Raw genomic sequence first — 25,888 nt, 5'->3', positions numbered from 1 at the left:
CACCCGTACGGCCCTCACGAGCGGCCGTACCAAGGGGCGGGGCCTAGCGTCGTACTAATATTTCCGGCTTGTTACTCGGCCGGACCCGACGTGAGGACCCGATGGCAGCCATAGACGGGAGCGACGCTCTCGGCCTGCTCGACGAAGAGATCCGCACGCAGTTCGGCGACAGGGCACGCTTCTCCTCGGGGCCCGCCGCCTCACCGCGCACCCTGGTCGACGTCTTCGACGCGACCGTGCGGTCCCACCCGGACGAGCCGGCCCTGGACGACGGCAGGACGTGTCTCACCTACCGGGCGCTGGCCGGCGAGGTGGAGCGGCTGCGGCAGCGGCTCGCCGCTGCCGGGGTCGGGCTCGGGGACCGGGTGGGGGTGCGGGTTCCCTCGGGGACCAACGACCTCTATGTCGCCGTCCTCGCCGTCCTCGCCGCCGGTGCCGCCTACGTCCCCGTGGACGCCGAGGACCCGGACGAGCGGGCCGAGCTGGTGTTCGGGGAGGCCGGAGTGCGGGCCGTCGTCGGGGCCGGGCACGGCATCACCGTCCAGGGCGCCGCCGGCCCGCCGGCCGCGCGGCCCGGCACCGGGCACGACGCCTGGATCATCTTCACCTCCGGGTCCACCGGGAAGCCCAAGGGGGTCGCCGTCACGCACCGCAGCGCCGCCGCGTTCGTGGACGCCGAGGCGGCCCTGTTCCTCACCGAGGAGCCGATCGGGCCCGGCGACCGGGTCATGGCGGGACTCTCCGTCGCCTTCGACGCGTCCTGCGAGGAGATGTGGCTGGCCTGGCGGTACGGCGCCTGCCTGGTGCCCGTGCCGCGTTCGCAGGTCAGGAGCGGTGCCGATCTGGGGCCCTGGCTGGCCGAGCAGGAGGTCACCGTCGTCTCCACCGTGCCCACGCTGGCCGCGCTGTGGGAGCCCGAGACGCTGAACGACGTACGGCTGCTGATCTTCGGCGGTGAGGCCTGCCCGCCCGAGCTGGCGCAGCGGCTGATCACCGAGGGGCGCGAGGTGTGGAACACCTACGGGCCGACCGAGGCGACCGTCGTGGCCTGTGCGGCGCTGATGACCGGCGAGGAGCCCATCAGGATCGGGCTGCCGTTGAACGGGTGGGAGCTCGCCGTCGTCGACGAGACGGGTGAGCCGGTGGCCATGGGTGACAGCGGGCAGCTCGTGATCGGCGGGGCCGGGCTCGCGCGCTATCTCGATCCCGAGAAGGACGCCGAGAAGTACGCGCCGCTTCCGTCGCTGGGCTGGGAGCGGGCCTACCGCAGTGGTGACCTGGTCAGGGCCGAGCCCGAAGGGCTGGTCTTCCTGGGCCGGGCCGACGAGCAGATCAAGCTCGGGGGCCGGCGGATCGAGCTCGGTGAGGTGGACGCCGCGCTGCAGGCGCTGCCCGGCGTTGCCGGGGCCGCGGCCGCCGTACGCACCGCCCGCAGCGGCAATCAGCTCCTCGTCGGCTATGTCGTCACCCAGGACGGCTGGGACCACACGGCCGCCGTCGAGCGGCTGCGCGCCGAACTGCCCGCGGCGCTGGTGCCGTTGCTCGCGCCCGTCGCCGAGCTGCCGACCCGGACGTCCGGGAAGGTGGACCGGAACGCCCTGCCCTGGCCGCTGGAGGGCGTGCAGGCCCCCAAGGCCGGGCTGTACGGCACCGAGGCCTGGCTCGCCGAGCAGTGGGCGGAGGTCCTGGGCATCCCGGTGACCGGCGCGCACGACGACTTCTTCGCGATCGGCGGCGGCAGCCTGGCCGCCGCCCAGCTCACCACCCGGCTGCGTACCCGCTATCCGAGCGCCGCCGTCCTCGACATCTACCAGCAGCCCACCCTGCGCAAGCTGGCCCGGCGGCTGGAGGCCGCGGCGCAGGAGGACGGCAGGGCCCGCACGGTCGCGCCGGTGCCGGTCCGGGCCCAGGCCGCCCAGCTCCTGCTGCTGCTCCCCCTCGTCACGCTGCTCGGGCTGCGCTGGACGGTGCTCCTGGCCGCCGCCGGGAATCTGCTGCCCGGCTACGGCTGGCTGCCGACCGCCCCCTGGTGGCTGCTCGCGGCCGGCGCGCTGCTGTTCTTCAGCCCGCCCGGCCGGATCGCGCTCGCGGCGGGCGGCGCGCGACTGCTGCTGCGGGGGCTCGCGCCCGGGCGGTATCCGCGGGGCGGGAGCGTGCATCTGCGGCTGTGGACCGCCGAGCGGCTGGCCGAGTTCAGCGGGGCCACCTCGCTGACCGGGTCCTGGCTGGAGCGGTACGCGCGGGCGCTGGGCGCCAAGGTCGGGCAGGACGTGGACCTGCACTCGCTGCCGCCGGTCACCGGCATGCTCAAGCTGGGCCGGGGTGCGGCCGTCGAGTCCGAGGTCGACCTGTCCGGGTACTGGCTGGACGGCGACCGTCTGGAGATCGGCCCGGTCAAGGTCGGCGCGCACGCCACCGTCGGGACCCGGAGCATGCTCTTCCCCGGGGCCCGCGTCGGCAAGCGGGCCGAGGTGGCGCCGGGCTCCGCGGTCTCCGGGCAGGTCCCCACCGGTCAGCGCTGGGCGGGCGCGCCCGCGGTCAAGCTCGGCCGGGCCAAGCGCAACTGGCCGAAGGAGCGGCCGCGGCGGGGCACGTACTGGCGGGTGATGTACGGCGTGGCGGGTGTCGCGCTCGGTGTCCTGCCGCTGGTCGCGGGGGTGGCCGCGCTGCTGGTCGCCCGGGTCTTCGTGACGCCCGGCGGCCCGCTCGGCGAGGCCCTGCGCGGGGCGGCGCTCGGGCTGGTCCCGGCCACGCTCGCCTACGGGCTGGCGTACGCGCTGCTGATCCTGGTCGCCGTGCGTGCGCTCAGCCTGGGGCTGCGCGAGGGGACGTACCCGACGCACAGCCGGGTCGGCTGGCAGGCGTGGACCGTGACGCAGCTGATGGACCGGTCCCGGGAGGTGCTGTTCCCGCTGTACGCGGGGCTGGTCACGCCGGTGTGGCTGCGGCTGCTGGGGATGCGGATCGGGCGCGGCGCCGAGGTGTCGACCGTGCTCGCGCTGCCGAGCCTGACGACCGTGGGCGACGGGGCGTTCCTGGCGGACGACACGCTGACGGCGCCGTACGAGCTGGGGGGCGGCTGGGTGCGGATCGGACGCGCGGAGATCGGGCGGCGGGCCTTCCTCGGGAACTCCGGGATGACGGCGCCGGGCCGGAGCGTGCCGGACGGCGGCCTGGTCGGCGTGCTGTCGGCGACGCCGAAGAAGGCGAAGAAGGGCACCTCGTACCTGGGGCTGCCGCCGGTGAAGCTGCCGCGCAGCGCCTCCGGCGGGGACCGGAGCCGTACCTACGACCCGCCGGCCCGGCTGCTGTGGGCGCGCGGGCTGGTCGAGCTGTGCCGGATCGTGCCGGTGCTGTGTTCGGCGGCGCTGGCCGCGGCGACGGTGGCGGCGCTGTGTGCGCTGGGCGTGTGGGCGTGGCCGCTGTCGGGGCTGCTGCTGCTGGTGGCCGGTGCCGCGGCGGCCGTGGTGTCGATCGTCGCGAAGTGGCTGCTCGTGGGGCGGCACCGGGCCGGGGAGCATCCGCTGTGGAGTTCGTTCGTCTGGCGGAACGAACTGGCGGACACCTTCGTGGAGGTGCTGGCGGTGCCGTGGCTGGCCGGGGCGGTGCCGGGCACGCCGGTGATGACGGCGTGGCTGCGCGGGCTCGGCGCGCGCGTCGGCAGGGGCGTGTGGGTGGAGAGCTACTGGCTGCCGGAGACGGACCTGGTGACCCTTCAGGACGCGGCCACCGTCAATCGCGGCTGCGTCCTGCAGACCCACCTCTTCCACGACCGGATCTTGCGGACGGATACTGTGATCCTCCGTGAGGGCGCCACGCTGGGCCCTGGCGGGATCGTGCTGCCCGGCAGCACGGTCGGGGCCCGTACGACCCTGGGTCCCGCGTCGCTCGTCATGGCCGCGGAGTCCGTCCCGGACGACACCCGCTGGCTCGGGAATCCGATCGAGGCATGGCGTCCCTGAGCGCGGGCCGCCCGGGGCCGGTGGGCGCACCGGCACCTCGTGGTGGCACAGCGCAGGGAGCGGACACAGCAGTGGCAGTTCAGCAGCCGGCCGGACCGGACCCGTACTTCCCGGACAACGGCGATCCCCGGTACCGGGTGCACCGGTACGAACTCGCGCTGGACTACCGGCCCGGACCGAACCGGCTGTCCGGCACGGCCCGGATCAACGCCATCGCGGGCCGGGCGCCGCTGGCCGAGTTCCAGCTCAACCTGGCCGACTTCAGGATCGGCCGGGTGCGCGTGGACGGCCGGCAGCCGCACTACACGCACCGGGGCGGACGGCTGCGGGTCCGCCCGGCCAAGCCGGTCCGGGCCGGGGCCGCCTTCACGGTCGAGGTCCACTGGTCCGGCAATCCCAAGCCGGTGGCGAGCCCCTGGGGCGGGCTCGGCTGGGAGGAACTGACGGACGGGGCGCTGGTGGCGAGCCAGCCGGTCGGGGCGCCGTCCTGGTTCCCGTGCAACGACCGGCCCGCGGACAAGGCGTCGTACCTGATCTCGGTCACCACGCCGTCCGCGTACGCGGTGGTCACGGGCGGGCGCCTGCTGACGCGTACGACGAAGGCCTCGACCACGACGTGGGTGTACGAGCAGTCCGCGCCCACGTCCAGCTATCTCGTCGGGCTGGCGATCGGTACGTTCCAGACGGTGCTGCTCGGCGACCCGGGGCCGGGCGGTGTGCCGCAGCACGGGCACATACCGGCGCGGCTGCTGCCCGAGTTCTCCCGGGACTTCGCGCGGCAGCCCGCGATGATGGAGCTGTTCCAGGAGCTGTTCGGGCCGTACCCGTTCGACGGTTACGCGGTCGCGGTGACCGAGGAGGAGCTCGACGTGCCCGTGGAGGCACAGGGGCTGTCGCTGTTCGGCTCCAACCACGTGGACGGTGCCCGCGGTTCGGAGCGGCTGGTGGCGCACGAGCTGGCGCACCAGTGGTTCGGCAACTGCGTGTCCATCGCCGACTGGCGGCACATCTGGCTGAACGAGGGCTTCGCCAAGTACGCGGAGTGGCTGTGGTCGGAGCGCTCGGGCGGCCGTGGTGCCCAGCAACTGGCCGCCGCGGCACACCGGTTGCTGTCCACGCTGCCGCAGGACCTCCGGCTGGCCGACCCGGGGCGCAAGGCGATGTTCGACGACCGGCTCTACGAGCGGGGCGGCCTGGCCCTGCACGCGGTGCGCTGCGCGCTGGGCGACGACGCGTTCTTCCGCATGCTGCGCGGCTGGGTGCGGCTGCACCGGGGCGGGGTGGTGACGACGGCGGCGTTCGCCGAGCACGTGGCCCGGTTCGCGAGCGAGCCGACGGCCGGGCTGTTCCAGGAGTGGGTGTACGGGGCGGAGCTGCCGCCGCTGCCGGTGCTCGGGGACGTTCCCTAGACTTGAGGGGTGGCCCGGCCCAATGACGAGGTCGAGGCGCTCCTGCGGGAGTACGCGGACCTCATCGCGATCACGGGGGGCGACGCCTTCAAGGCGCGCGCCTACGAGAAGGCGGCGCGTGCCATCGGCGGGTATCCGGCTGACGTCTCCAAGCTGGACGCGGACGGGCTGAAGGAGATCCCGAACGTGGGGAGGTCGATCGCCGACAAGGTGGCCGAGTACCTGCGCACGGGGAAGATGGCGGCGGTCGAGGAGCGCCGGGCGAAGATCCCCTCCGGGGTGCGGGAGCTGATCACGATCCCCACCCTGGGCCCGAAGAAGGCGTTGCGGCTCTACGAGGACCTGCACATCTCGTCGGTCAGCGAGCTGGCCGCGGCGATCGAGGCGGACGCGCTGGCCGATCTGAAGGGCTTCGGGGAGAAGACGCAGGACAACATCCGGCACGGCATCGAGCTGCTCCAGCGTGCGGGTGCCCGGGTGCCGCTGTCGCTGGCGCTGGACACGGCCGAGGAGATCGTCGCCGAGCTGTCGGGGGTGACCGGGTGCAAGCGCTGCGCGTACGCCGGGTCGCTGCGCCGGATGCGGGAGACGGTCGGGGACCTGGACGTCCTGGTCGCGGCGAAGCGGTCGGAGGCGTTCATGGCGGCGCTGTGCGAGCTGCCGGCCACCGCGGAGGTCGTCGCGCGGGGCGCGAAGAAGACGTCGGTCCGCACGGCCAAGGGGCTCCAGGTCGATCTGCGGGTGCTGCCGCCGGATTCCTGGGGTGCCGGGATGCAGTACTTCACCGGTTCCAAGGCGCACAACATCCGTACCCGCACGATCGCCGTGCACAGGGGGCTGAAGCTGTCCGAGTACGGCCTGTTCGACGCCGAGAGCGGGGACTCGCTGGCCTCGCGCACCGAGGAGGAGGTGTACGCCCGGCTCGGGCTGGAGTGGATCCCGCCGGCGCTGCGGGAGGACCGCGGGGAGATCGAGGCGGCCCTGAACGGTGAGCTGCCCGAGGTGGTGACCGAGAAGGACATCCGCGGTGACCTGCACACCCACACCGATCTCACGGACGGCCTGGCCCCGCTGGACGTGATGGTGGCGGCGGCCGCCGAGCGCGGTCACGCGTACTACGCGGTCACCGACCACGCGCCCAACCTGTACATGCAGCGCATGACCGACGAGAAGATCCTCGCCCAGCGGGAGCGGGTGCGGGAGCTGGACGGCGCCCACCACAGGATGCGCCTGCTGCACGGCACCGAGCTCAACATCGACCCGGACGGCGAGGTGGACTGGCCGCAGGAGTTCCTGGCCGGCTTCGACCTGTGCGTCGCCTCCCTGCACTCGCACTTCGACCTGGGCCGGGCGGCGATGACCCGGCGGCTGGTGCGGGCCTGCGAGAACCCGTACGTCAACATCCTGGGTCATCCGACGACCCGGCTGATCGGCAAGCGGCCGGGCGTGGACGCCGACTGGGACGAGGTGTTCGCGGTCTGCGCGCGCACCGGTACGGCGCTGGAGGTCAACTCCCAGCCGGACCGTCTCGACCTGCGCGACGAGGACATCCTGCGCGCCAGGGAGCACGGGGTGAAGTTCGCCGTGAACACCGACGCGCACTCCGTCCCGCACCTCGCGCAGCTGCGCTACGGCGTCGGCACCGCGCAGCGCGGCTGGCTCACCCGGGACGAGGTGATCAACACCTGGCCGCTGACCCGGCTGCGCCGGTTCCTGCGCAAGGGGAGGTGAGAGGGCCCCTCCCCCGGCAGATGGTCACTCCCGGTCCAGCCACAGGGGTGACAGGTCCTCCTCCTCGTCGAAGGCTCCCACCGCCTTGATGTCCCCGTCGGCGGCCCGCAGCAGCCTGCGGCCCATGGCGATCAGGGCGCGTCCGGCGGCGAGTTCGTCGCCGATCTCCGGTACGTCGGGGTCGTACGGGTTGCGGCGGGCCTCCGCGTGGCTCTCCAGGACGTTCTCGCCGGTGTCGAGGATGATCCGGGCGGTGGTGTCCGGGTCGTGCTCGGAGAGGTACAGGTTCAGCCGCCACTCCTTGACGGCCGGAGGACGGCTGGTCACGGGTCGGGGCATTGGTCCGCCTCCTCGGTCCGCGGGTGGTGCCGCGATGGGCCGTCGGTCGTCTGCCGGTCCGGCTCTTCCACTGTGCACCCGGCCGTGCACGGGCGCCTTCCCACGGCCCGGGCACAATGGTGGCCATGACCTCGCGCACCTGCCCCTGCGGGCTTCCCCAGCCCTACGACGCCTGCTGCGGCCGTTTCCACGCGGGTGCGGCCGCAGCGCCGAGCGCCGAGTCGCTCATGCGCTCGCGGTACAGCGCGTTCGTGACGGGGAACGCGGGCTACCTGCTGCGCACCTGGCACCCGCGGACCCGGCCCGAGCGGCTGGACCTCGATCCCCGGATGAAGTGGACCGGCCTGGAGGTCCTGGACACCGCCGACGGGTCCGCGTTCCACCGCACGGGCACGGTGACGTTCCGCGCCTCCTACCGGGGTGGGTCGCTGCACGAGCGGAGCCGGTTCGAGCGGGTCGACGGGGCGTGGGTGTACGTGGACGGGGACTTCCTGGATTAGGTGCGCCGTCCCGGGACGTCGGTGACACGCGGGCCGGGACAGCACTCCTGGCTCCGGCTAGGGCGCCAGGATGTCCAGTTCCTGCAGGGCGCCCGTGGTGATCTCCCGGGTCAGCTGCTCGGCGCGGGCGGCGTCGCCCGCACGGACCGCCTCCGCCACCCGCACGTGCAGGGTGACCGCCGCGGGGTCGGGGTCCTCGAACATGACCTCGTGATGGGTGCGGCCGGCCAGTACCTCCGCGACGACGTCACCGAGCCGGGCGAACATCTCGTTGCCCGAGGCGCTCAGGATGACCCGGTGGAAGGCGACGTCGTGCACCAGGTACTCCTCCAGCTTGTGGCCGCGGGAGTTGGCCACCATCCCCAGTGCGCACTCGGTGAGTTCGGCGCACTGCCGTGCCGTGGCGTGCTGGGCGGCGAGGCCGGCCGCGACCGGTTCGATCGCGGAGCGCAGCACGGTCAGCGAGCGCAGCTGGTGCGGGCGGTCGGCGCCGGCGAGGCGCCAGCGGATGACCTGCGGGTCGTAGACGTTCCACTCGGCCTTCGGGCGGACGGTCACGCCCACGCGGCGGCGGGACTCGACCAGGTGCATGGACTCCAGCACGCGGACCGCCTCGCGCATCACCGAGCGTGACACCTCGAAGTGCTGTGCGAGTTCGTCCGTGCGCAGCACGCTCCCCGGCGGGTACTCGCCAGCGGTGATGGCGGGGCCGAGGGTGTCCAGTACATGGCCGTGCAGCCCCCGGCCCGGTGTGGTCATGCACTCAGCGTACGGCGTGGATCACCGACTGAAAAAGTCAGACTTATATGTCACACACTCTTGAATTCGTCGTACCTAATGGGTTTCAGTGTGGCGACGCCGATGCGGCGTCGGATGTCGAGGAAGACAGCGAGGCACTCATGCGAACCCCCCAGGTCGTCGTCGTGATGGGCGTCGCGGGGACGGGCAAGACCACGATCGGTCCCCTGCTCGCCGCGCGGCTGGGCGTCCCGTACGCCGAGGGCGACGACTTCCACCCGCAGGCCAACATCGACAAGATGTCGGCCGGGATCCCGCTCGACGACGCCGACAGGTGGCCCTGGCTGGACGCCATCGGTCACTGGGCGCACGGCCGGGCCGGGCTGGGCGGGGTGGTCAGCAGCTCGGCGCTGAAGCGGTCCTACCGCGACCGGCTCAGGGCCTCGGCTCCCGGTGTCGTGTTCGTGCACCTCACCGGGGACCGCGAACTGATCGAGGACCGGATGAGGCAGCGGCAGGGGCACTTCATGCCGACCGCGCTGCTGGACTCCCAGTTCGCCACGCTGCAGCCCCTGGAGCCGGACGAGGCGGGAGTCGCCGTGGACGTCAGCGGCAGCCCGCAGGAGATCACCGAGCGCGCCGTTCGAGCGCTGGACTCGCTTCCCGTGGCATCCGAGTAGCACCTCACCCCCGTCCCCCCGTTATCGCAAGGGAACCCCCGTGACCAGACTCAGCGTCGAGATGCTGGCAGCGGACGCACCTCCGCCGATCACCTCCGCCGGACACGCCCAGCTGGGCATAGCCGTCCTGGTGGGCATCGCCGTGATCGTCCTGCTCATCACCAAGTTCAAGCTCCATGCCTTCCTGGCGCTGACCATCGGGTCACTGACGCTCGGGGCGGTCGCCGGAGCGCCGCTCGACAAGGCCATCACCAGCTTCACCACCGGGCTCGGCACCACCGTGGCCGGCGTGGGCGTCCTGATCGCGCTCGGGGCGATCCTGGGCAAGCTCCTCGCCGACTCCGGGGGCGCCGACCAGATCGTCGACACGATCCTCGCCAAGGCGGGCGGGCGCTCGATGCCCTGGGCGATGGTGCTCATCGCCTCCGTGATCGGCCTGCCGCTGTTCTTCGAGGTCGGCATCGTGCTGCTGATCCCGGTCGTGCTCATGGTCGCCAAGCGCGGCAACTACTCCCTGATGCGCATCGGCATCCCGGCGCTCGCCGGCCTGTCCGTGATGCACGGCCTGATCCCGCCGCACCCCGGCCCGCTGGTCGCGATCGCCGCGCTGCACGCCAACCTGGGCGTGACGCTGGCGCTCGGCATCCTCGTGGCCATTCCGACCGTGATCATCGGCGGCCCGCTGTTCTCGAAGGTCGCGGCCCGCTGGGTGGACGTCCCGGCGCCCGACCGGATGCTGCCGCAGCGCCCCTCGGAGGAGCTGGAGCGCCGTCCGGGCTTCGGCGCGACGCTCTCCACGGTGCTGCTCCCGGTGGTGCTGATGCTGGCCAAGGCGCTGGTGGACATCGTCATCGACGACCCGGCGAACTCGACCCAGCGCGTCTTCGACGTCATCGGCTCCCCGTTGATCGCCCTGCTCGCCGCCGTGATCGTCGGCTTCTTCACGCTGGGCCGGCCCGCCGGGTTCAGCAAGGAGCGGCTGCAGCAGACGGTCGAGAAGGGCCTGATGCCCATCGCCGGCATCCTGCTGATCGTCGGCGCGGGCGGCGGCTTCAAGCAGACGCTGATCGACTCCGGGGTGGGCCAGATGATCCTGGACATCTCCCGGCACTGGTCGATCCCCGCCCTGCTGCTGGCCTGGCTGATCGCGGTCGTGATCCGGCTCGCCACGGGTTCGGCGACGGTGGCGACGGTCTCGGCGGCGGGCCTGGTGGCCCCCCTCGCGGCCGACATGTCGACCACCCACACCGCCCTGCTCGTCCTCGCCATCGGCGCCGGCTCGCTCTTCTTCAGCTTCGTCAACGACGCGGGCTTCTGGCTGGTGAAGGAGTACTTCGGGCTGAGCGTCGGGCAGACCGTCAAGACCTGGTCGATCATGGAGACGATCCTCTCGGTGGTCGGCGGCGGCCTGGTCCTGCTGCTGTCGCTGGTCATCTAGGGACGGTACGACGATGACGGCTCACCCTCTCTTCGACATCGGCGGCCGCACCGCCCTGGTCACCGGATCCAGCCGGGGCATAGGCCTCGCGCTGGCCCGGGGCCTGGCCGAGGCGGGCTGCACGGTGGTCCTCAACGGGCGCGACGCCGGCCGGCTGGCCGAGGCGGCGGCGCAACTCCCCGGTGACATCCGCACGGCGGTGTTCGACGTGACCGACGGTCCGGCCGTGGCCGCCGGGATCGCGGAGGTCGAGGAGCGGGTGGGCCCGCTCGACGTCCTGGTGAACAACGCGGGCATGCAACTGCGCGCCCCGCTGCTGGAGTTCGCCGACGCCGACTGGCACCGGATCCTGGACACCAACCTCACCAGCGCCTTCCTCGTCGGCCGCGAGGCCGCCCGGCGGATGACGGAACGCGGCCACGGCAAGATCGTCAACATCTGCTCGCTGCAGAGCGAGGTCGTCCGGCCCGGCATCGCGCCGTACGCGGCCACCAAGGGTGCGCTGAAGATGCTCACCAAGGGCATGTGCGCCGACTGGGGGCCGTACGGCGTGCAGGTCAACGGGCTCGGACCCGGCTACATCGAGACCGAGCTGACCCGTCCGCTGGTGGACGACGAGGAGTTCAGCTCCTGGGTCCGCCGGCGCACCCCGGCCGGACGCTGGGGCCGCACCGGGGACCTGGTGGGCGGCCTGCTCTTCCTGGCCTCCGCCGCCTCGGACTTCGTCAACGGTCAGACGCTGTACGTCGACGGCGGCATGACGAGCGTGCTCTGAAAGGGGCTGTGGCGATGCTGGGTTGTGTGATCCACGGCGCGGGCGATCTGCGGGTGGCGGAGCTGCCCGCGCCCCGCCCCGGGCCGGGCGAGGCCCTGGTGGCCGTCCGCCACGGCGGGGTGTGCGGCTCCGACCTGCACTACTGGCGCCACGGCGGGGTCGGCGACTTCCGGCTCCGGGAGCCCATGGTGCTCGGGCACGAGGTGGTGGGCACGGTGGTGTCCTACGGCGCCGGGGCCGACGGTCCCGGGCCGGGTACGGCGGTCGCCGTGCACCCGGCCACCCCGTGCGGGCGCTGCCCGGAGTGCGCCGACGGGCGGGCGAACGTGTGCCGGGACACCCGGTATCTGGGCAGCGCGGCCCGCTTCCCGCATGTCCAGGGCGGCTTCGCCGAGCGGATCGCCGTACCGGCCGGGCAGTTGCGGGCGCTGCCCGACGGACTGGGGCTGCGCCGGGCCGCGCTCGCCGAGCCGCTGGCGGTGGCCCTGCACGCGGTGCGGCGGGCCGGGGACGTGTCCGGCAGACATGTGCTGGTGACCGGGGCGGGGCCGATCGGGTGTCTGGTGGTCGCGGCGGCGAAGGCGGCCGGCGCGGCCCGGGTGACGGTGACCGACCTGGTCCCGCAGGCCCTCGGGTACGCGGCCGTGGCCGGCGCCGACACTCTCGTACGGGCCGACGATCCGGGTGATGCCGGGTGGCCGGAGGAGGTGGACGTGGCCGTCGAGGCGTCGGGGGTCGCGGCCGGGCTGGACACGTGTCTGCGGCTGGCGCGACGCGGGGGCGTGGTCGTCCAGCTCGGGATGCTGCCGCCGGGGCAGAGCCCGTTCGCCGGGAACCTGCTGGTGAGCCGGGAGATCGAGCTGCGTGGCGCCTTCCGGTTCGACGCGGAGTTCGACGACGCGCTGGAACTGCTGGCCGCTCGGGGCGAGTTCGACGGGCTGGTCAGTGCGGTGGTCCCGGTACGGGACGCCGAGGAGGCGTTCGTGCTGGCGGCGGACCGGAGCCGGTCCTGCAAGGTGCTGCTGGAATTCGGGGGCTAGGGACGCCACAGGGGGTGTTCCCGCTTCGCCCACTCCTGGCTCACCGTCCCCGTGCGCAGCCCCCTTCGCGCCTCGGGATCCGCCAGGGCCATGCCGATGTGGCCGGCCAGGACCACGCCGATCGTCAGGGCCAGCCAGTCGTGGACGAAGGTGGCCGAGGTGCGCCACATCAGGGGGGCGAGGTGGGTGAACCACATCAGCAGGCCGGTGCCGAGCATGACCAGCGTGGCGCCGGCGATCCAGGCGGCGTAGATCTTCTGGCCGGCGTTGAACTTGCCCGCGGGGCGTGAGGAGTGACGCTTGTCACGGCGCCGGGCGGCGCGCAGCCAGAGCCGGTCGTGCGGGCCGAAGCGGTTCAGGAGGCGCAGGTCGGCGCGGAAGGCGCGGGAGGCCAGGCCGAGCAGGACGGGGAGGGGCAGGGCGAGCCCGGCGCACTCGTGGATGCGCACGACCAGTTCGCGGCGGCCGACCATGACCGCGAACTGGGGGATGTAGAGGACGGCGGCCGTGACCACGCAGACGCCCATCAGCGCGGCCGTGGCGCGGTGTACCCAGCGCTGGACCGGCCCGAAGCGGCGGAGCCGGGCGCTGGGCGGGGCCGGGGTGTCAGCTCGTAGGCTCATCGGTCCGTCCGTTCGACCGGCCGACCCAGGCGTCGACGTCGTAGCCGAGGTGCTCCCAGTAACCGGGCTCGACCCGGTCGGTGACCGTGATCCCGGAGAGCCACTTGGCCGACTTGTAGAAGTACATGGGGGCGACGTAGAGGCGGACCGGGCCGCCGTGGTCGTGGGAGATGTCCTTGTCCTGCATGCGCAGCGCGACCAGGATGTCCGGCCGGCGGGCCTGTTCGAGGGTCAGGCTCTCGGTGTAGGTGCCGTCGAAGCAGGTGAAGCGGATCGCCTTCGCGGTGGGGCGCACCCCGGCCGCGTCCAGCAGGTCGGCGAGGCGCACGCCCTCGAAGGGGGTGCCGGGGACCCGCCAGCCGGTGACGCACTGGACGTCCTTGACCAGCCGGGTCTGCGGCAGGGCACGCAGATCGGCCAGGGTGTAGGTGTGCGGACGGTCGACCAGGCCGCCGATCTTCAGGTGGTAGTCCGTGGCGTCCAGGCGCGGCACCGACGCGGCGACGGAGTAGTAGCGGAAGCCGCCGCCGTTGGGCAGCAGGCCGGTCAGGCCCGTGGGGTCCTTGCCGGCGACGGCGCCGAGGAAGCCCTCCAGGCCGCGTTGCAGCGTGGGCGCGGCGACCACGCCGAGCGCGCCCAGACCGAGGGTGCCGAGGAAGACGCGGCGGCCGACGGGTGTGCCGCCCTGCTCCCCGGATTGTTCAGAGTTCACGCATTCATTCGAGCACTCGGGGCCACGGGGGGCCAGGGAATCCGGTCAGTGGTCAGGGTTCTGTAATCACTTCTTACGTACGTCTCGCGCAGGCGTGCCGTTCAGTGCCCCAGCGCGCGGGCGCGGGCTGCCTCGAAGGCCTCCCGCGGGTCGCGGTGCGCGTAGGACCAGGGGGCCGGGGTGGCGTGCCGGCCGATGCGCTGGAAGAGGGCCGCCGCCTCGGCCGGGCGGCCGGCGCAGGACAGGGCGAAGGCGAGGTGGTTGAGGTCGGTGTGGCGGCGGGGGTGTTCGTCGTGCTCCCACTCCAGCCACCAGTCGAAGCAGGCGCGCAGGATCCGGCGGGCCCGGGGGCCGGACCAGTGCCCGGAGGCGGCGGGGTCGGCCGGCGCCAGGCCGGTGGCGGCGAGGACCCGGTAGCGCTCGGCGTACGCGACGACCGGCAGGAGGGCGAGCGGGGAGTCGGCCGGGGCCTCGGCGGCGGCCAGCTCGGCGAGGTCGTACACCTCGTGGTCCTCGGCCGCCCGGCCGCCGGAGGGCCGTTCCGCGAGGCGCGCGAGGAGCAGGTGGTGGGCGTGGTGGTGCTCGGGGTGGCGGCGGCGCAGTTCGGCGAAGGCGCCGAGCACCTCGCGCTCCGGGCCGAGGGTGCGGGCCAGCAGGAGCAGGCCGAGCCACGGGGTGGGGTCGGCGGGGGCGTGCGCGGCGGCGGTGGCGCAGGCCTCGCGGGCCCGGTCGGGGTCCTCCTTGCCGCGCAGGGCGCGCTGGACCCGGGCCAGGGCGTGGAGCACGGCGGCGTCGGCGGAGCCGGGTTCGGCGTGCAGCCAGTCGCGGGCCCAGGCCACGGCGTACGGCTCCTGGGCGAGCACGGTGAGCCGGTGGCCGCGGCGGTCCCATTCGTCGCCCGTGTGCAGCAGCAGGGAGCGGGCGGCCTGCCGCCGGCCCTGGGCCAACGCGGCGCGTGCGGCGCGCAGTTCGGCGTCGTCGAGGGCGTCGTCGAAGGCGCCGGAGTCGTCCGGGGCGGTGACGCCGGACTGGTCCGTGACGGCCCGGCCGGCGCCGAGCAGGGGTGGGAGTGGGGGCACCGCGGGACTTCCTGTTTCTCGGGCTGCCATCGACCGATCACGCACAGCAAACCCCCAGCCAAGGTTTGCGTCAAGCGGAACGGGGCTGTTGCTGGGTTCAACTTCCGTCACGCACAGGGAACTTGGGGAACTCCGCGCAGGTGGGCGGTGCCCGGGCGGGGGTACCCGGCGGCGGGCTGTGGCGTACGCCATGGCGCCGGGCCGCCGGGCCCCCGACCATGGCGAGTCAACTGCCCTGTTCCCCGTGCTTCCGGGTCAATGCCGTACCGGGGGCGCTACAGTCGGCCACTACGCACCCGTGGTCCGGCCGGATGATCGAGGTACGCAGCGTGTCCGTTCTGGTTCTCCTTCTCGCCGTGAGTGCCGCCTGCTGTCTGGGCCTCGGATTCGTCCTGCAGCAGAACGCCGCGCAGAAGGCACCGCTGAGCGACTTCCTGTCGTTCCGGCTGCTGCTCGACCTGATGCGGGTGCCGCGCTGGCTGGGCGGGCTCGGGCTGATGATCGCGGGCATGGTGCTCGGCGCGATCGCGCTCGGCAAGGGCGAGATCTCCCTGGTCGAGCCGCTGCTGGCGACCAACCTGCTGTTCGCGCTCGCCCTGTCCCGGTACCAGACCAGGCAGTCCCTGGGCCGCCAGGGCTGGGCCGGGCTGCTGCTGCTCGCGGGCGGGGTGAGCGCGTTCATCATGGCGGGCGAGCCGCGGGCCGGCAGCGCCGTGTCCGATCCGCTGCGGCACTGGCTGATCATCGGCGCGACGGTCGGCGCGGCCCTGGTGCTCACGACGTACGGCAAGCGCTCCCGGCTGAGCTGGGGCCCGGTGCTGCTGGCCACCGCCGCCGGGCTGCTGTACGGCGTGCAGGACGCGCTGACCCGGGTGAGCGGCACCCGGTTCTCCGAGGGCGGCTTCACGGAGCTGTTCACGAGCTGGCAGCCCTACGGCGTGCTGGTGTGCGGGGCCACCGGGCTGCTGTTGGTGCAGAGCGCCTTCGAGACGGCCCCGCTGCGCATGTCGCTGCCCGCGCTGACCGCCGCCGAGCCGCTCGCCGGGATCCTGTGCGGCGTCGGCTTCCTCGGTGACCGGCTGCGCACCGACACCGGAGCGCTGGCCTGGGAGGCGGCCGGACTCGCGGCGGTGGTCACGGGCATCGTGCTGCTCGGGCTGCACCCGGCGATGCCGTGCGGCCCGACGGAGCCGGAGCCCTCGGCCCGGGATCTCCAGCGCCGCTGAGCCCCCTGCTTGGATGGGGCCATGAACCCTGCTGAGGAGATCCTCGACATCGTCGACGAGCACGACCAGGTGATCGCCCAGTCCCCGCGCGGCGAGGCGTACGCCCGGGGGCTGCGCCACCGCTGTGTGTTCATCGAGGCCCGGGACGCCGACGGCCGGCTCTTCGTGCACCGGCGCACCGCCACCAAGCTGGTCTTCCCCTCCCTGTACGACACGTTCGTCGGCGGGGTCGTCGGGGCCGGCGAGTCCTACGACCAGGCCGCCCTGCGGGAGGCCGAGGAGGAGCTGGGCGTGAGCGGGCTGCCCCGGCCCTCGTTCCTCTTCAAGTTCCTGTACGACGACGGGGCCGGGAACAGCTGGTGGTCGGCGGTGTACGAGGTGCGCTGCGAGCTGCCCGTGCGCCCTCAGGCGGAGGAGGTCCAGTGGCACGGCTTCCTGCCCGACGAGGAGGTGGAGCGGCGCCTCGGCACCTGGGAGTGGGTGCCGGACGGGCTGGCGGCGTACGAGCGGCTGAAGGCGTTCCGGGCGGGCCGGTGACCGCCCGGTAGGGTCGGCCGCGTGAGCGAATTCGTACAGAACATCCGGCTGTGGTTCGCGCCGGAGCAGGTGCGGGACGAGGGCGGCACGCCCGACTACCGGTTCTCGCTGGCCAACGAACGCACCTTTCTGGCCTGGCTGCGCACGGCGCTCGCGCTGATCGGCGGCGGATTCGCGGTGGACCAGTTCCTGCCCGGCCTGCGCTGGGGGTGGCGGGTCGGTCTCGCGCTCGCGCTGCTCGGCGCCGGTGTGCTGTGCTCCCTGCGCGCGGTGAACCACTGGGTGCGCTGCGAGCGGGCGATGCGGCGTGGCGAGGACCTGCCCGCGTCCCGGTTCCCGGCGGTGCTGAGCCTGGTCGTCGCGGTGGTGGCCGTGGCGATGGTCGTGGTGGTGCTGGCCGGATGGGCGGGGTGAGCACCGGCGGGCGCGACCCGGGGCTGCAGCCGGAGCGCACCCGGCTGGCCTGGCGGCGCACGACCCTCTCGGCCGGTGTCGCCGCCGTACTCGCGCTCAAGACCGCCCTGCACGGCGGCGTCTCGGTCACCGCGGTGGCCGTCTGCGCCCTGTGCTGTCTGCTCTTCCTGGGCTTTCTCGGGGTGGCCCACCGCCGGATCCGGGCCCTCACGGCCGGCCCGCGTCCACGGGTGCTCGCCCCCCGGCACGCGACGGCCGCCGCGCTGTACGCGCTGGCCCTGGCGGTGTGCGCGGCCGCGCTGGTGGTCTAGAAGTCCAGGCCGCGCTGGTGGTCCAGAGGTCTAGAAGGTGCCCTCCTGACTGGCGCTGTAGAGAGCGCTCCCCTCTTCCCTGGCCCAGACGCCGTCCTCCCCTGTCTCCTCCCTGTGCACCGTGACCACGATCTTGCCGCGGGTGCGGCCCTCCTGGTTCAGCCGCTGCGCGTCCGCCGCCCGCTCCAGCGGGAACGTCTCCTGGACGTGGACGCGGACGGCACCCTGTTCGGCCAGGCGGGAGAGCTCCTTCAGGTCCCCGGCGTCCGGGCGGACGAAGCAGTAGCGGCCGCCGTGACCCAGCACGTCCGGGTCGGCGATCGACGCCAGCCGGCCCTCCGGGGCGAGCAGGTCGGCCGAGGTCCGCAGCGTGTCGCCGCCGACGGTGTCGAAGACCGCGTCCACGCCCTGCGGGACGAGCCCGCGCACCCGTTCGGCCAGGCCCTCGCCGTAGGTCACGGGTTCGCCGCCGAGGCCGCGCACGAAGGCGTGGTTGCGCTCGCTCGCCGTACCGATGACCCGGGCGCCGAGGTGGACGGCGATCTGGACGGCGAGGGAGCCGACCCCGCCGGCCGCCGCGTGCACCAGCACGGTCTCGCCACCCCTGACCTCCAGCGCCTTGACGAGCACCTGGTAGGCGGTGAGCCCGGCGAGCGGGAGTCCGGCGGCCTCCTCGAAGGAGAGGTTGCGCGGCTTGCGGGCGAGGGTGCGCACGGGCGCGGCGACGTACTCGGCGAAGGTGCCGCGGGAGAGGAAGTCCTCGCGGCAGTAGCCGATGACCTCCTCGCCGGCCGCGAACTCCGTGACCGAGGCCCCGGGCCGGACGACCACCCCGCTGACGTCCCAGCCCGGGATGACGGGGAAGACGGCGTCCAGGAACGCGTCCAGGTGGCCCTCGCGGCACTTCCAGTCGACCGGATTGACGGCCGCCGCGCGAACCTCGACCAGCACCTGGTCGGGGCCGACCTTCGGGTCGGGCAGCTCGCCGTACTCCAGCACCTCGGGTCCGCCGTAGCGGCGGTAGCTGATGCCCTTCATGCCCTCGACCCTCCGGGGTACTCGTACGCCACGCAAGCGGTATGCGCCGATATGCGCCGCCTCCCGCATAGCCTTTCCGCCGTCAGATCCCTGTATCCCGAAGGTGAGCACCATGACCGTCCTTCACCAGGAACACACCGGACACGGCACGCACCGCCACGGTCCGGGCTGCGGGCACAACGCCGTGACGCACGGGGACCACCTGGACTACGCGCACGACGGGCACCTGCACCGCGAACACGACGGCCACTGGGACGAGTGCGAACCGGCCGGCCACACCGTCCACGAGGGCCATGAACACGTGCACTACGACGAGTGCGGGCACGCCCAGGTGACGCACGGCGACCACGTCGACTATCTGCACGACGGGCACCGGCACGCCGAGCACGAGGGACACTGGGACGACCACTGACCACGTCGGGAACAGGGACCGACGGCCCCTCGGGCTTCGCGCCCGGGGGCCGTCGGCATATCGTGGCCCCGATCACGTTTGACCTGATGTTGGGGTCACCCACTGGACTACATACCGACCGGTCGGCATCATAAGTGAGTCCTGTTCACCCGTTCGTAGGAGTGACGTATGAGCGCCGACCACCCGCCCGGACTCGACCTGGACCGGCTGCGCGCCCTGCTCGACCGCGAGCGCCCCGGTCTGGTGACCGGCCCCCTGACCGGCCGGCTGATCGAGGGCGGACGGTCGAACCTCACCTACGCGCTCTCCGACGGCACCTCGAAGTGGGTCGTACGCCGGCCGCCGCTCGGCCATGTCCTGGCCACCGCGCACGACATGAAGCGCGAGCACCGCGTGATCAGCGCCCTGCACCCTACCCGGGTGCCGGTCCCGCGCCCGGTGCTGCTGTGCGAGGACGAGGAGGTGCTCGGGGCGCCGTTCTACGTCATGGAGTTCGTCGAGGGCACGCCGTACCGCACGGCGGACCAGCTCGCCCCGCTGGGTGCCGAGCGCACCCGGAACGCCGTGCTGTCCCTGGTGGACACGCTGGTCGACCTGCACGCGGTCGATCCCGCCGAGGTGGGCCTCGAGGACTTCGGCCGCCCGGAGGGCTTCCTCGACCGGCAGCTGCGCCGCTGGGGCAAGCAGCTGGCCGCCTCCCGCAACCGCGAACTGGCGGGCATCGACGAGCTGCACGCGGCCCTCGGGCGCCGGCTGCCGGCCTCGCCCGCTCCCTGCGTCGTGCACGGCGACTACCGCCTCGACAACGTCCTCATCGGCGACGACGACCGGATCAAGGCGATCCTCGACTGGGAGATGTCGACCCTCGGCGACCCGCTCACGGACCTGGGCCTGCTGGTGATGTACAGCCAGCCGCTGGGCACGGCCGACTCCCCCGTCTCCACCACCGCCGAGGCCCCGGGACACCCCTCCCCGCAGGAACTGATCGAGCGGTACGCGGCGCGCTCGGGGCGCGACGTCTCCGGCGTCTCCTGGTACACGGCGTTCGCCTGGTTCAAGCTCGCCGTGATCCTGGAGGGCATCCACTACCGGTACACGCTGGGCCAGACGGTCGGGCGCGGCTTCGACCGGATCGGCGATCTCGTACCCGTCTTCATCGACCACGGACTGACCACTCTTCAGGAAGGCTGACCGGTCATGGACTTCGCGTTCGACGCGCGCACCGAGGAGCTGCGCGCCAAGCTGCTCGCCTTCATGGACGAGTACGTCTACCCGGCCGAGCCGGTCGCCGAGGAGCAGCGGGCGCGGCTCGCCTCCCCGTGGGACACCCCGGCGGTGGTCGAGGAGCTGAAGGCCGAGGCCCGCAGGCAGGGCCTGTGGAACCTGTTCCTGCCGGACGCCGAGTACGGTGCCGGACTGACCAACCTCCAGTACGCGCCGCTCGCCGAGATCACCGGCCGTTCCCCGCACCTCGCGCCCACGGCGACGAACTGCGCCGCGCCCGACACCGGCAACATGGAGGTGCTGGCGCAGTTCGGCAACGAGCAGCAGAAGAAGCAGTGGCTGGAGCCGCTGCTGGCCGGTGAGATCCGCTCGGCGTTCGCGATGACCGAGCCGGAGGTCGCCTCCTCTGACGCCACCAACATCACCACGCACATCGAGCGGGACGGCGACGACTACCTCATCACCGGCCGCAAGTGGTACATCTCCGGCGCGATGAACCCGGACTGCAAGATCTTCATCGTGATGGGCAAGACCGACCCGGACGGCGCCGACATCCGCCGCCAGCAGTCGATGGTCCTGGTCCCGCGCGACACCCCGGGCGTGACCGTCAAGCGCGCCATGCAGGTCTTCGGCTACGAGGACCACTCGCACGGCGGCCACGCCGAGGTGGTCTTCGACCACGCGCGCGTGCCGGTGACGGACCTGATCGGCCAGGAGGGCGGCGGTTTCGCCATCGCCCAGGCCCGGCTCGGCCCCGGCCGGATCCACCACTGCATGCGGCTGATCGGCATGGCCGAGCGGGCGATCGAGCTGATGTGCCGGCGGGCCGTCTCGCGTACCGCGTTCGGCAAGGCGCTGGCCCAGCAGGGTGTCGTCCAGAACTGGATCGCCGACGCCCGGGTCACCGTCGAGCAGCTGCGGCTGCTGGTGCTGAAGACGGCCTGGCTGATGGACACCGTCGGCAACAAGGGCGCCCACACGGAGATCCAGGCCATCAAGATCGCCACCCCGCGCGCGGTGGTCGGCATCCTGGACCGCGCCATCCAGCTGCACGGCGCGGGCGGCGTGAGCCAGGACTTCCCGCTGGCCGAGGTGTACGCGGCCGCCCGCACCCTGATGCTGGCCGACGGCCCGGACGAGGTGCACCAGCGGTCGCTGGCGCGGCAGGAGCTGAAGAAGTACCTGTAGCGCACGGTGCGCGGAACGCGCGTAAGGGGCGGTCGCCTGGCGACCGCCCCTTACGCATGTCGGGATGCCCCTACGGGCGCAGCGCCCTCAGCAGCAGATCCGCGAGGTGGTCGGCGACCTGCTGCCCGGTGAGCGGGCCGTCGGGGCGGTACCAGGTGGACAGGTGGTGGACGGAGCCGAAGTGGTAGTCCACGACCAGGTCGGCCGGGGTCGCCGTGGAGAAGACGCCCTCCTTCTGGCCCTCCTCGATGAGCGCGCGGAACCGTTCGTGGTAGCGCCGGCGCTCGGCGCGGACCTGCTTGTTCTTCTCCGGGCTGAGATGGTGCATGGACCGGAAGAAGATCATCGCGTCGTCGAGGTTGTCGATCGTCGTGACGACCACGTCCGCCGCGGCGGCTCTGAGTCTCTCCTCCACCGGCGCGTCCATGCCGGCGAAGTGGTCCAGCCGCTCCTGCTGGATGCGCAGCACGCGCGCGTACACCTCGTGCAGGAGGTCGTCCTTGGAGCCGAAGTAGTGGTACAGCGCCCCCTTGGTGACGCCGGCCGCCTCCACGATCTCCTGCACCGAGGTGCGGTCGTAACCCCGCTCGGCGAAGAGCCGGGTGGCGGCGGCCAGCAGCCGCTGCGGGACGGGCGTCCCGTCTCCGTCCGTCGTCCTGGGCACTGCCGCCACCTGCCTTCCAGAGATGCTTACCGATTGCCCTGCGCATGGGAACGCAGTTCCCGACGGAGGATCTTCCCACTTGCCGTCTTGGGCAAGTCGGGCAGGATCTCCACCTGCCGCGGGTATTTGTAGGCGGCCAGTCTCTCCTTGCAGTACACCGCGAGTTCATCGGGGTCCGTGTCGGCGTCCGGACGCAGGCTGATGTACGCCTTGACGGTCTCGCCGCGGTAGCCGTCGGGGACACCGACGACGGCCGCCTCGCGCACCGCCGGGTGGGTGTACAGCACGTCCTCGACCTCGCGGGGCCACACCTTGAAGCCGGACGCGTTGATCATGTCCTTCTTGCGGTCGACGACGTAGAGCCAGCCCTGTTCGTCCATGAAGCCGATGTCACCGGTGCGCAGCTCGCCGTCCGGGAAGGACTCGGCGGTGGCGTCGGGGCGCCCCCAGTAGCCGGGGATCACCTGGGGCCCGCGTACGACGATCTCGCCCTGCTCCCCGAAGGGCACCTCCTCGCCCTGCTCGTCCACGATCCTGACGACCGTGTCGGCGCCGGGCAGACCCACCGACAGCGTCCCGGAGACGGGGTCCACGGGGGCCTCCAGACCGGGCGGGACGGCGGCGCAGGGGCCGGAGCACTCGGTGAGGCCGTAGCCGACGCGGATGTACGGCCCGAAGCGCTCGCGGAACTTCTCCACCAGGGCCGGGGGCACCGGCGCGCCGCCGGAGGACAGGTTCACGAAGGAGGCGAAGTGCTCCGGGGAGGAGTCCGGGTGGGCGGCGAGCGCCATGTAGGCGGTGGACGGGCCGACCGTGTAGTGCGGGTGGTGCTCGGCGAAGGCCTCCAGGACGAGTCCGGGCTCGAACCGGTAGGCGAGCACCAGGGTGCCCGCGCTGTTCAGGCAGGCCCCGAACTGGCAGACCATGCCGGTGATGTGGAACAGCGGCGCGAGCGCGTAGTAGACCGGCGCCGCGGGCAGCGCGAGCCCGGTCCGCTGCCGCTCGGCGTTGTGCATGATGTTGCCGTGCGTGTTGGTGGCGCCCTTGGGAGTTCCACTGGTGCCCGAGGTGTAACTGATCAGCGCGATGTCGTCCGGGTGCGGCTCCCGGCCCTCGGGCGCCTTGCCGCCCTGCCGGGCGACGGCCACGAGGTCGTCGGCGTCCGGCGCCTTCGGCAGCCGCTCGAACCCGAGCACGCGCGCGTCGTTGCGGGTCTGGAAATCCAGCTCGCACGCGGTGAGCACGGTGCGCACCGGCGTCCCGTCGGCCGCCTCGCGCAGATACGACTCCCAGGCCCGGTCGGAACAGACCAGCGCGGCCACCTCGCCGTCCCGCAGGATGTGCCCGACCTCGGCCGACTTGTACATGGGGTTGACCGGGACGACGGTCGCGCCGGCCTTCCAGGCGCCCAGCACGGCGAGCACGAAGTGCGGGGAGTTCTGCAGCAGCACGGCCACCCGGTCGCCCCGCTCCAGCCCGCGCGCGGCGAGGTGGGCGGCGACCGAGTCGCTCAGCTGGTCCACCTCGCGATAGCTCAGTCGGGCGTCGAAGTAGGCCAGGAAGGTGCGCTCGGGTGCCTCGCCGACGGCGGCCCGCAGGGCGTGCACCAGCGAGTCGACGGGGTCGATCGGAGCGCGCTGGGCGTCGTCGAGCAGGGCCAGCCAGGGCCGTGCCGCGTACCGGGAGCCGGTCACCGGGCCTCCTCCCACTTGCGCTGCAGGTGGTTCATGCCGCTCAGCCAGCGGTCCGGATCGGCGGCCCGCGCCTGGTAGTACTCGGCCACCTCGGGGTGCGGCAGGATCAGGAAGCGGTCCTCCTCGATGCCGCGGAACAGGGCGTCCGCGACGGCTGCCGGTTCGATCGCGGTCGGCTGCAGCACCAGGTCCCCGGCGCTGCCGGTCGCGGCCAGCATGTCCGTGCGCACGCCCTGCGGGCAGATCGCGTGCACCTTCACGCCCCGGTGGCGGTAGGTCAGCGACAGCCACTCGGCGAAGGCGTAGGCGCCGTGCTTGGTGACACTGTAGGAGGGGGCGCCGATCATGGTGAGCAGCCCGGCGGCGGACACCGTGGACACGAACCGGCCGGCCCCCCGCTCCAGCCAGGACGGCAGCAGCTCGTGCGCCGCGCGGACGTGCGCCATCACGTTCACGTCCCAGGCGGCCGCCCAGGTCCTCTCGTCGAGCGGCCCCGCCTCGCCGCCGTCCTCGAAGGCGACACCGGCGTTGGCGCAGTAGACGTCGACGGTACCGCCGAGCGCCTCACGGGCGTCGCCGACGATCGCGGAGGCGTCGCCCGGCACGGCGATCCCGCCGATCTCCTCGGCCACCGCCTTGGCCCGGTCGCCGTCCAGGTCGTTCACGACGACCCGGGCTCCCCCGGCGGCGAACCGCCGGGCCAGCGCGGCCCCGATCCCACCGCCGGCCCCGGTGACGACCACTCCCGCATCCTGCACGGCTTCCACCATCGGTCTCCTTCGACACGACTTCGCGCGGCGCGCATCGGCTCTGACCGGTTCAGACTAACCGGTCGGTATGTGTGAAGGAAGGGTCATCGCACCAACCTCTAGCCATGCATCTGTCTCGACGGAACGTCCTCGCATCGGCCTCGATGGCGGCCCTGCCCGCCGCACCCCGACACCGCGAACGACCGCACACCGGCTTCGAGAGACTCGCGGCCGACGGTTACTCCCTGCTGCAGGGACAGCGCGTCGGCGTCGTCACCAACCCCACCGGCGTCACCCGCGACGTCCGGCACATCGTCGACGTCATGCACGCAGACCCACGCGTCGGCCTGAGGGCGGTCTTCGGCCCGGAGCACGGCTTCCGCGGCACCGCGCAGGCCGGCGGATCCGAGGGCCGCTACGACGACCCGGCGACGGGGCTGCCCGTCTACGACACGTACCTGAAGAGCGGACAGCAACTCGCCGACATCTTCACCACCGCGGGGGTCGACACGGTCGTCTTCGACATCCAGGACGTGGGCGCCCGCTTCTACACCTACATCTGGACGCTGTACGACTGCATGGAGGCCGCGCAACTCGCGGGCAAGCGGTTCGTCGTCCTCGACCGGCCCAACCCGGTGACCGGCCGCGCGGCCCAAGGGCCCGTCCTGCACAAGGAGTTCGCGACCTTCGTCGGCCGGCAGCCCATCGCGCAGGCGCACGGCATGACCGTCGCGGAGCTGGCGCGGCTGTTCAACGGCGAGTTCCTGAGCAGGCCGGTCGCGCTGGACACCGTCCTGATGAGCGGATGGAAGCGGACGGACTGGTACGACACCGCCACGCTGCCGTGGGTGCCGCCGAGCCCGAACATGCCGACCCCGGACACCGCCCTCGTCTACTCCGGCACCTGCATGTTCGAGGGCACCAACCTCTCGGAGGGCCGGGGCACCACCAGACCCTTCGAACTGCTCGGCGCCGACGGCGTCGACGGCCGCTGGGCCGCCGCGGCGAACGAACTCGCCCTGCCCGGCGTGCGGTTCCGGGAAGCGTACTTCGCGCCCACCTTCTCCAAGTTCCAGGGCAAGACGGTCGGCGGGGTGCAGATCCATGTGCACGACCGGGCCGCCTACGACCCCGTACGCACCGGGATCGGGCTCCTGGTCACCGCGAAGAAGGTCTGGGACGGCTTCGCCTGGCGGCCGGACAACTGGATCGACAAGCTCACCGGCTCCACCCGGGTGCGCACCATGATCGACGCGGGGGCGGCCACCGACGAGGTGACCGGCGCCTGGCAGGAGGAACTGGCCGCGTTCCGCAGGGTTCGAAAGGAATATCTCCTCTACAGGTGAGACGCGGTGTATGGCCAACCTTGCCCCGCCGCAGGACGATGCGTCCGAGACGCATGGAT

General features: G+C 72.7%; 25 protein-coding genes. 16 read left to right on the top strand and 9 right to left on the bottom strand.

The features are described 5' to 3' along the window. Window positions 1–101: 101 nt before the first annotated feature. From AB0D93_RS21945 to polX, 3 genes are all read left to right on the top strand, one after another. Entirely contained in the window at window positions 102–3,962 is a 3,861-nt protein-coding gene (locus AB0D93_RS21945) for a Pls/PosA family non-ribosomal peptide synthetase (RefSeq protein WP_362121718.1), read from the top strand. Window positions 3,963–4,033: 71 nt separating this feature from the next. After that, window positions 4,034–5,371: a M1 family metallopeptidase gene (locus tag AB0D93_RS21940; RefSeq protein WP_362121716.1), complete on the top strand. Its 1,338-nt coding sequence runs from the start codon at window positions 4,034–4,036 to the stop codon at window positions 5,369–5,371. Window positions 5,372–5,380: 9 nt separating this feature from the next. After that, window positions 5,381–7,102 carry a DNA polymerase/3'-5' exonuclease PolX gene (gene polX / locus AB0D93_RS21935; RefSeq protein WP_362121714.1) on the top strand — a complete coding sequence of 574 codons (1,722 nt, stop codon included), beginning with the start codon at window positions 5,381–5,383 and terminating at the stop codon, window positions 7,100–7,102. Window positions 7,103–7,126: 24 nt separating this feature from the next. Here the strand turns inward: polX and AB0D93_RS21930 are convergent, their stop codons facing one another. Continuing rightward, entirely contained in the window at window positions 7,127–7,441 is a 315-nt protein-coding gene (locus tag AB0D93_RS21930) for a dsRBD fold-containing protein (RefSeq protein WP_362121712.1), read from the bottom strand. Window positions 7,442–7,557: 116 nt separating this feature from the next. Between AB0D93_RS21930 and AB0D93_RS21925 the strand changes: the two genes are divergently transcribed. Continuing rightward, window positions 7,558–7,941, top strand: coding sequence for a YchJ family metal-binding protein (locus AB0D93_RS21925; RefSeq protein WP_362121710.1), 384 nt, complete (start codon window positions 7,558–7,560; stop codon window positions 7,939–7,941). A 57-nt stretch (window positions 7,942–7,998) separates the two neighbouring features. Here AB0D93_RS21925 and AB0D93_RS21920 read toward each other — a convergent pair whose 3' ends face one another. After that, the gene (locus AB0D93_RS21920) at window positions 7,999–8,700 is read right to left on the bottom strand and encodes a FadR/GntR family transcriptional regulator (RefSeq protein WP_362121708.1); all 702 of its coding nucleotides are present in this window, start codon (window positions 8,698–8,700) and stop codon (window positions 7,999–8,001) included. A 140-nt stretch (window positions 8,701–8,840) separates the two neighbouring features. On the opposite strand from AB0D93_RS21920, the gene AB0D93_RS21915 reads away from it, so the two are divergent. From AB0D93_RS21915 to AB0D93_RS21900, 4 genes are read left to right on the top strand one after another with little or no spacing between them, the layout of a single operon-like run. Beyond that, complete coding sequence (locus tag AB0D93_RS21915) at window positions 8,841–9,359, top strand: gluconokinase (RefSeq protein ID WP_362121706.1); 519 nt, start codon at window positions 8,841–8,843, stop codon at window positions 9,357–9,359. A 40-nt stretch (window positions 9,360–9,399) separates the two neighbouring features. After that, entirely contained in the window at window positions 9,400–10,797 is a 1,398-nt protein-coding gene (locus tag AB0D93_RS21910; protein ID WP_362121704.1) for a gluconate:H+ symporter, read from the top strand. Between the two features lie 13 nt (window positions 10,798–10,810). Beyond that, window positions 10,811–11,572, top strand: a complete 762-nt coding sequence (locus AB0D93_RS21905) for an SDR family oxidoreductase (RefSeq protein WP_362121702.1) — start codon at window positions 10,811–10,813, stop codon at window positions 11,570–11,572. 14 nt (window positions 11,573–11,586) lie between these two features. Further along, on the top strand, window positions 11,587–12,612 hold the full coding sequence (locus AB0D93_RS21900) for an L-idonate 5-dehydrogenase (RefSeq protein WP_362121700.1): 1,026 nt from the start codon (window positions 11,587–11,589) through the stop codon (window positions 12,610–12,612). On the opposite strand, the gene AB0D93_RS21895 is transcribed toward AB0D93_RS21900, so the two are convergent. From AB0D93_RS21895 to AB0D93_RS21885, 3 genes are all read right to left on the bottom strand, one after another. Beyond that, window positions 12,609–13,235 carry a cytochrome b/b6 domain-containing protein gene (locus tag AB0D93_RS21895; protein WP_362121697.1) on the bottom strand — a complete coding sequence of 209 codons (627 nt, stop codon included), beginning with the start codon at window positions 13,233–13,235 and terminating at the stop codon, window positions 12,609–12,611. The genes AB0D93_RS21900 and AB0D93_RS21895 overlap by 4 nt on opposite strands. Next, window positions 13,219–13,947, bottom strand: a complete 729-nt coding sequence (locus AB0D93_RS21890; protein ID WP_362121695.1) for a molybdopterin-dependent oxidoreductase — start codon at window positions 13,945–13,947, stop codon at window positions 13,219–13,221. The genes AB0D93_RS21895 and AB0D93_RS21890 overlap by 17 nt, the downstream gene beginning before the upstream one ends. A 101-nt stretch (window positions 13,948–14,048) precedes the next feature. Further along, window positions 14,049–15,026: a hypothetical protein gene (locus tag AB0D93_RS21885; protein WP_362121694.1), complete on the bottom strand. Its 978-nt coding sequence runs from the start codon at window positions 15,024–15,026 to the stop codon at window positions 14,049–14,051. 329 nt (window positions 15,027–15,355) lie between these two features. On the opposite strand from AB0D93_RS21885, the gene AB0D93_RS21880 reads away from it, so the two are divergent. The 4 genes from AB0D93_RS21880 to AB0D93_RS21865 are packed head-to-tail and all read left to right on the top strand — an operon-like array spanning window position 15,356 to window position 17,514. After that, window positions 15,356–16,252, top strand: a complete 897-nt coding sequence (locus tag AB0D93_RS21880; protein ID WP_362121692.1) for a DMT family transporter — start codon at window positions 15,356–15,358, stop codon at window positions 16,250–16,252. 21 nt (window positions 16,253–16,273) lie between these two features. Continuing rightward, window positions 16,274–16,789: an NUDIX domain-containing protein gene (locus tag AB0D93_RS21875; RefSeq protein ID WP_362121691.1), complete on the top strand. Its 516-nt coding sequence runs from the start codon at window positions 16,274–16,276 to the stop codon at window positions 16,787–16,789. Window positions 16,790–16,810: 21 nt separating this feature from the next. Beyond that, window positions 16,811–17,203, top strand: a complete 393-nt coding sequence (locus AB0D93_RS21870) for a DUF202 domain-containing protein (protein ID WP_362121689.1) — start codon at window positions 16,811–16,813, stop codon at window positions 17,201–17,203. Continuing rightward, window positions 17,191–17,514: a DUF202 domain-containing protein gene (locus tag AB0D93_RS21865; RefSeq protein ID WP_362121687.1), complete on the top strand. Its 324-nt coding sequence runs from the start codon at window positions 17,191–17,193 to the stop codon at window positions 17,512–17,514. Before AB0D93_RS21870 ends, AB0D93_RS21865 begins: the two co-directional genes overlap by 13 nt. 30 nt (window positions 17,515–17,544) lie before the next feature. Here AB0D93_RS21865 and AB0D93_RS21860 read toward each other — a convergent pair whose 3' ends face one another. After that, a complete protein-coding gene (locus tag AB0D93_RS21860; RefSeq protein WP_362121685.1) occupies window positions 17,545–18,552 on the bottom strand; it encodes an NADP-dependent oxidoreductase in 1,008 nt (335 codons plus the stop codon). Between the two features lie 112 nt (window positions 18,553–18,664). On the opposite strand from AB0D93_RS21860, the gene AB0D93_RS21855 reads away from it, so the two are divergent. From AB0D93_RS21855 to AB0D93_RS21845, 3 genes are all read left to right on the top strand, one after another. Continuing rightward, window positions 18,665–18,964, top strand: coding sequence for a hypothetical protein (locus AB0D93_RS21855; RefSeq protein WP_362121683.1), 300 nt, complete (start codon window positions 18,665–18,667; stop codon window positions 18,962–18,964). A 168-nt stretch (window positions 18,965–19,132) separates the two neighbouring features. Further along, window positions 19,133–20,155: a phosphotransferase family protein gene (locus AB0D93_RS21850; RefSeq protein WP_362121681.1), complete on the top strand. Its 1,023-nt coding sequence runs from the start codon at window positions 19,133–19,135 to the stop codon at window positions 20,153–20,155. A 6-nt stretch (window positions 20,156–20,161) separates the two neighbouring features. Then, window positions 20,162–21,376 (top strand): acyl-CoA dehydrogenase family protein, encoded by a 1,215-nt coding sequence (locus AB0D93_RS21845; protein ID WP_362121679.1) that lies wholly within the window; start codon window positions 20,162–20,164, stop codon window positions 21,374–21,376. Window positions 21,377–21,446: 70 nt separating this feature from the next. Here the strand turns inward: AB0D93_RS21845 and AB0D93_RS21840 are convergent, their stop codons facing one another. Genes AB0D93_RS21840 through AB0D93_RS21830 form a run of 3 tightly spaced genes read right to left on the bottom strand, consistent with a single transcriptional unit; the run spans window position 21,447 to window position 24,504 of the window. After that, entirely contained in the window at window positions 21,447–22,040 is a 594-nt protein-coding gene (locus AB0D93_RS21840) for a TetR/AcrR family transcriptional regulator (RefSeq protein ID WP_362121677.1), read from the bottom strand. Between the two features lie 26 nt (window positions 22,041–22,066). Then, the gene (locus AB0D93_RS21835; RefSeq protein ID WP_362121675.1) at window positions 22,067–23,734 is read right to left on the bottom strand and encodes an AMP-binding protein; all 1,668 of its coding nucleotides are present in this window, start codon (window positions 23,732–23,734) and stop codon (window positions 22,067–22,069) included. Then, window positions 23,731–24,504 carry an SDR family NAD(P)-dependent oxidoreductase gene (locus AB0D93_RS21830; RefSeq protein ID WP_362121673.1) on the bottom strand — a complete coding sequence of 258 codons (774 nt, stop codon included), beginning with the start codon at window positions 24,502–24,504 and terminating at the stop codon, window positions 23,731–23,733. Before AB0D93_RS21830 ends, AB0D93_RS21835 begins: the two co-directional genes overlap by 4 nt. A gap of 104 nt (window positions 24,505–24,608) precedes the next feature. Between AB0D93_RS21830 and AB0D93_RS21825 the strand changes: the two genes are divergently transcribed. Continuing rightward, window positions 24,609–25,829, top strand: a complete 1,221-nt coding sequence (locus tag AB0D93_RS21825) for a DUF1343 domain-containing protein (RefSeq protein WP_362121671.1) — start codon at window positions 24,609–24,611, stop codon at window positions 25,827–25,829. The last annotated feature ends 59 nt before the right edge of the window (window positions 25,830–25,888 follow it).

The organism is Streptomyces sp. NPDC048191 (assembly GCF_040652655.1).
Lineage (GTDB): Bacteria > Actinomycetota > Actinomycetes > Streptomycetales > Streptomycetaceae > Streptomyces.
The sequence above is the reverse complement of the archived record's forward strand: the minus strand, read 5'-3'. Positions and strand labels throughout refer to the sequence as shown.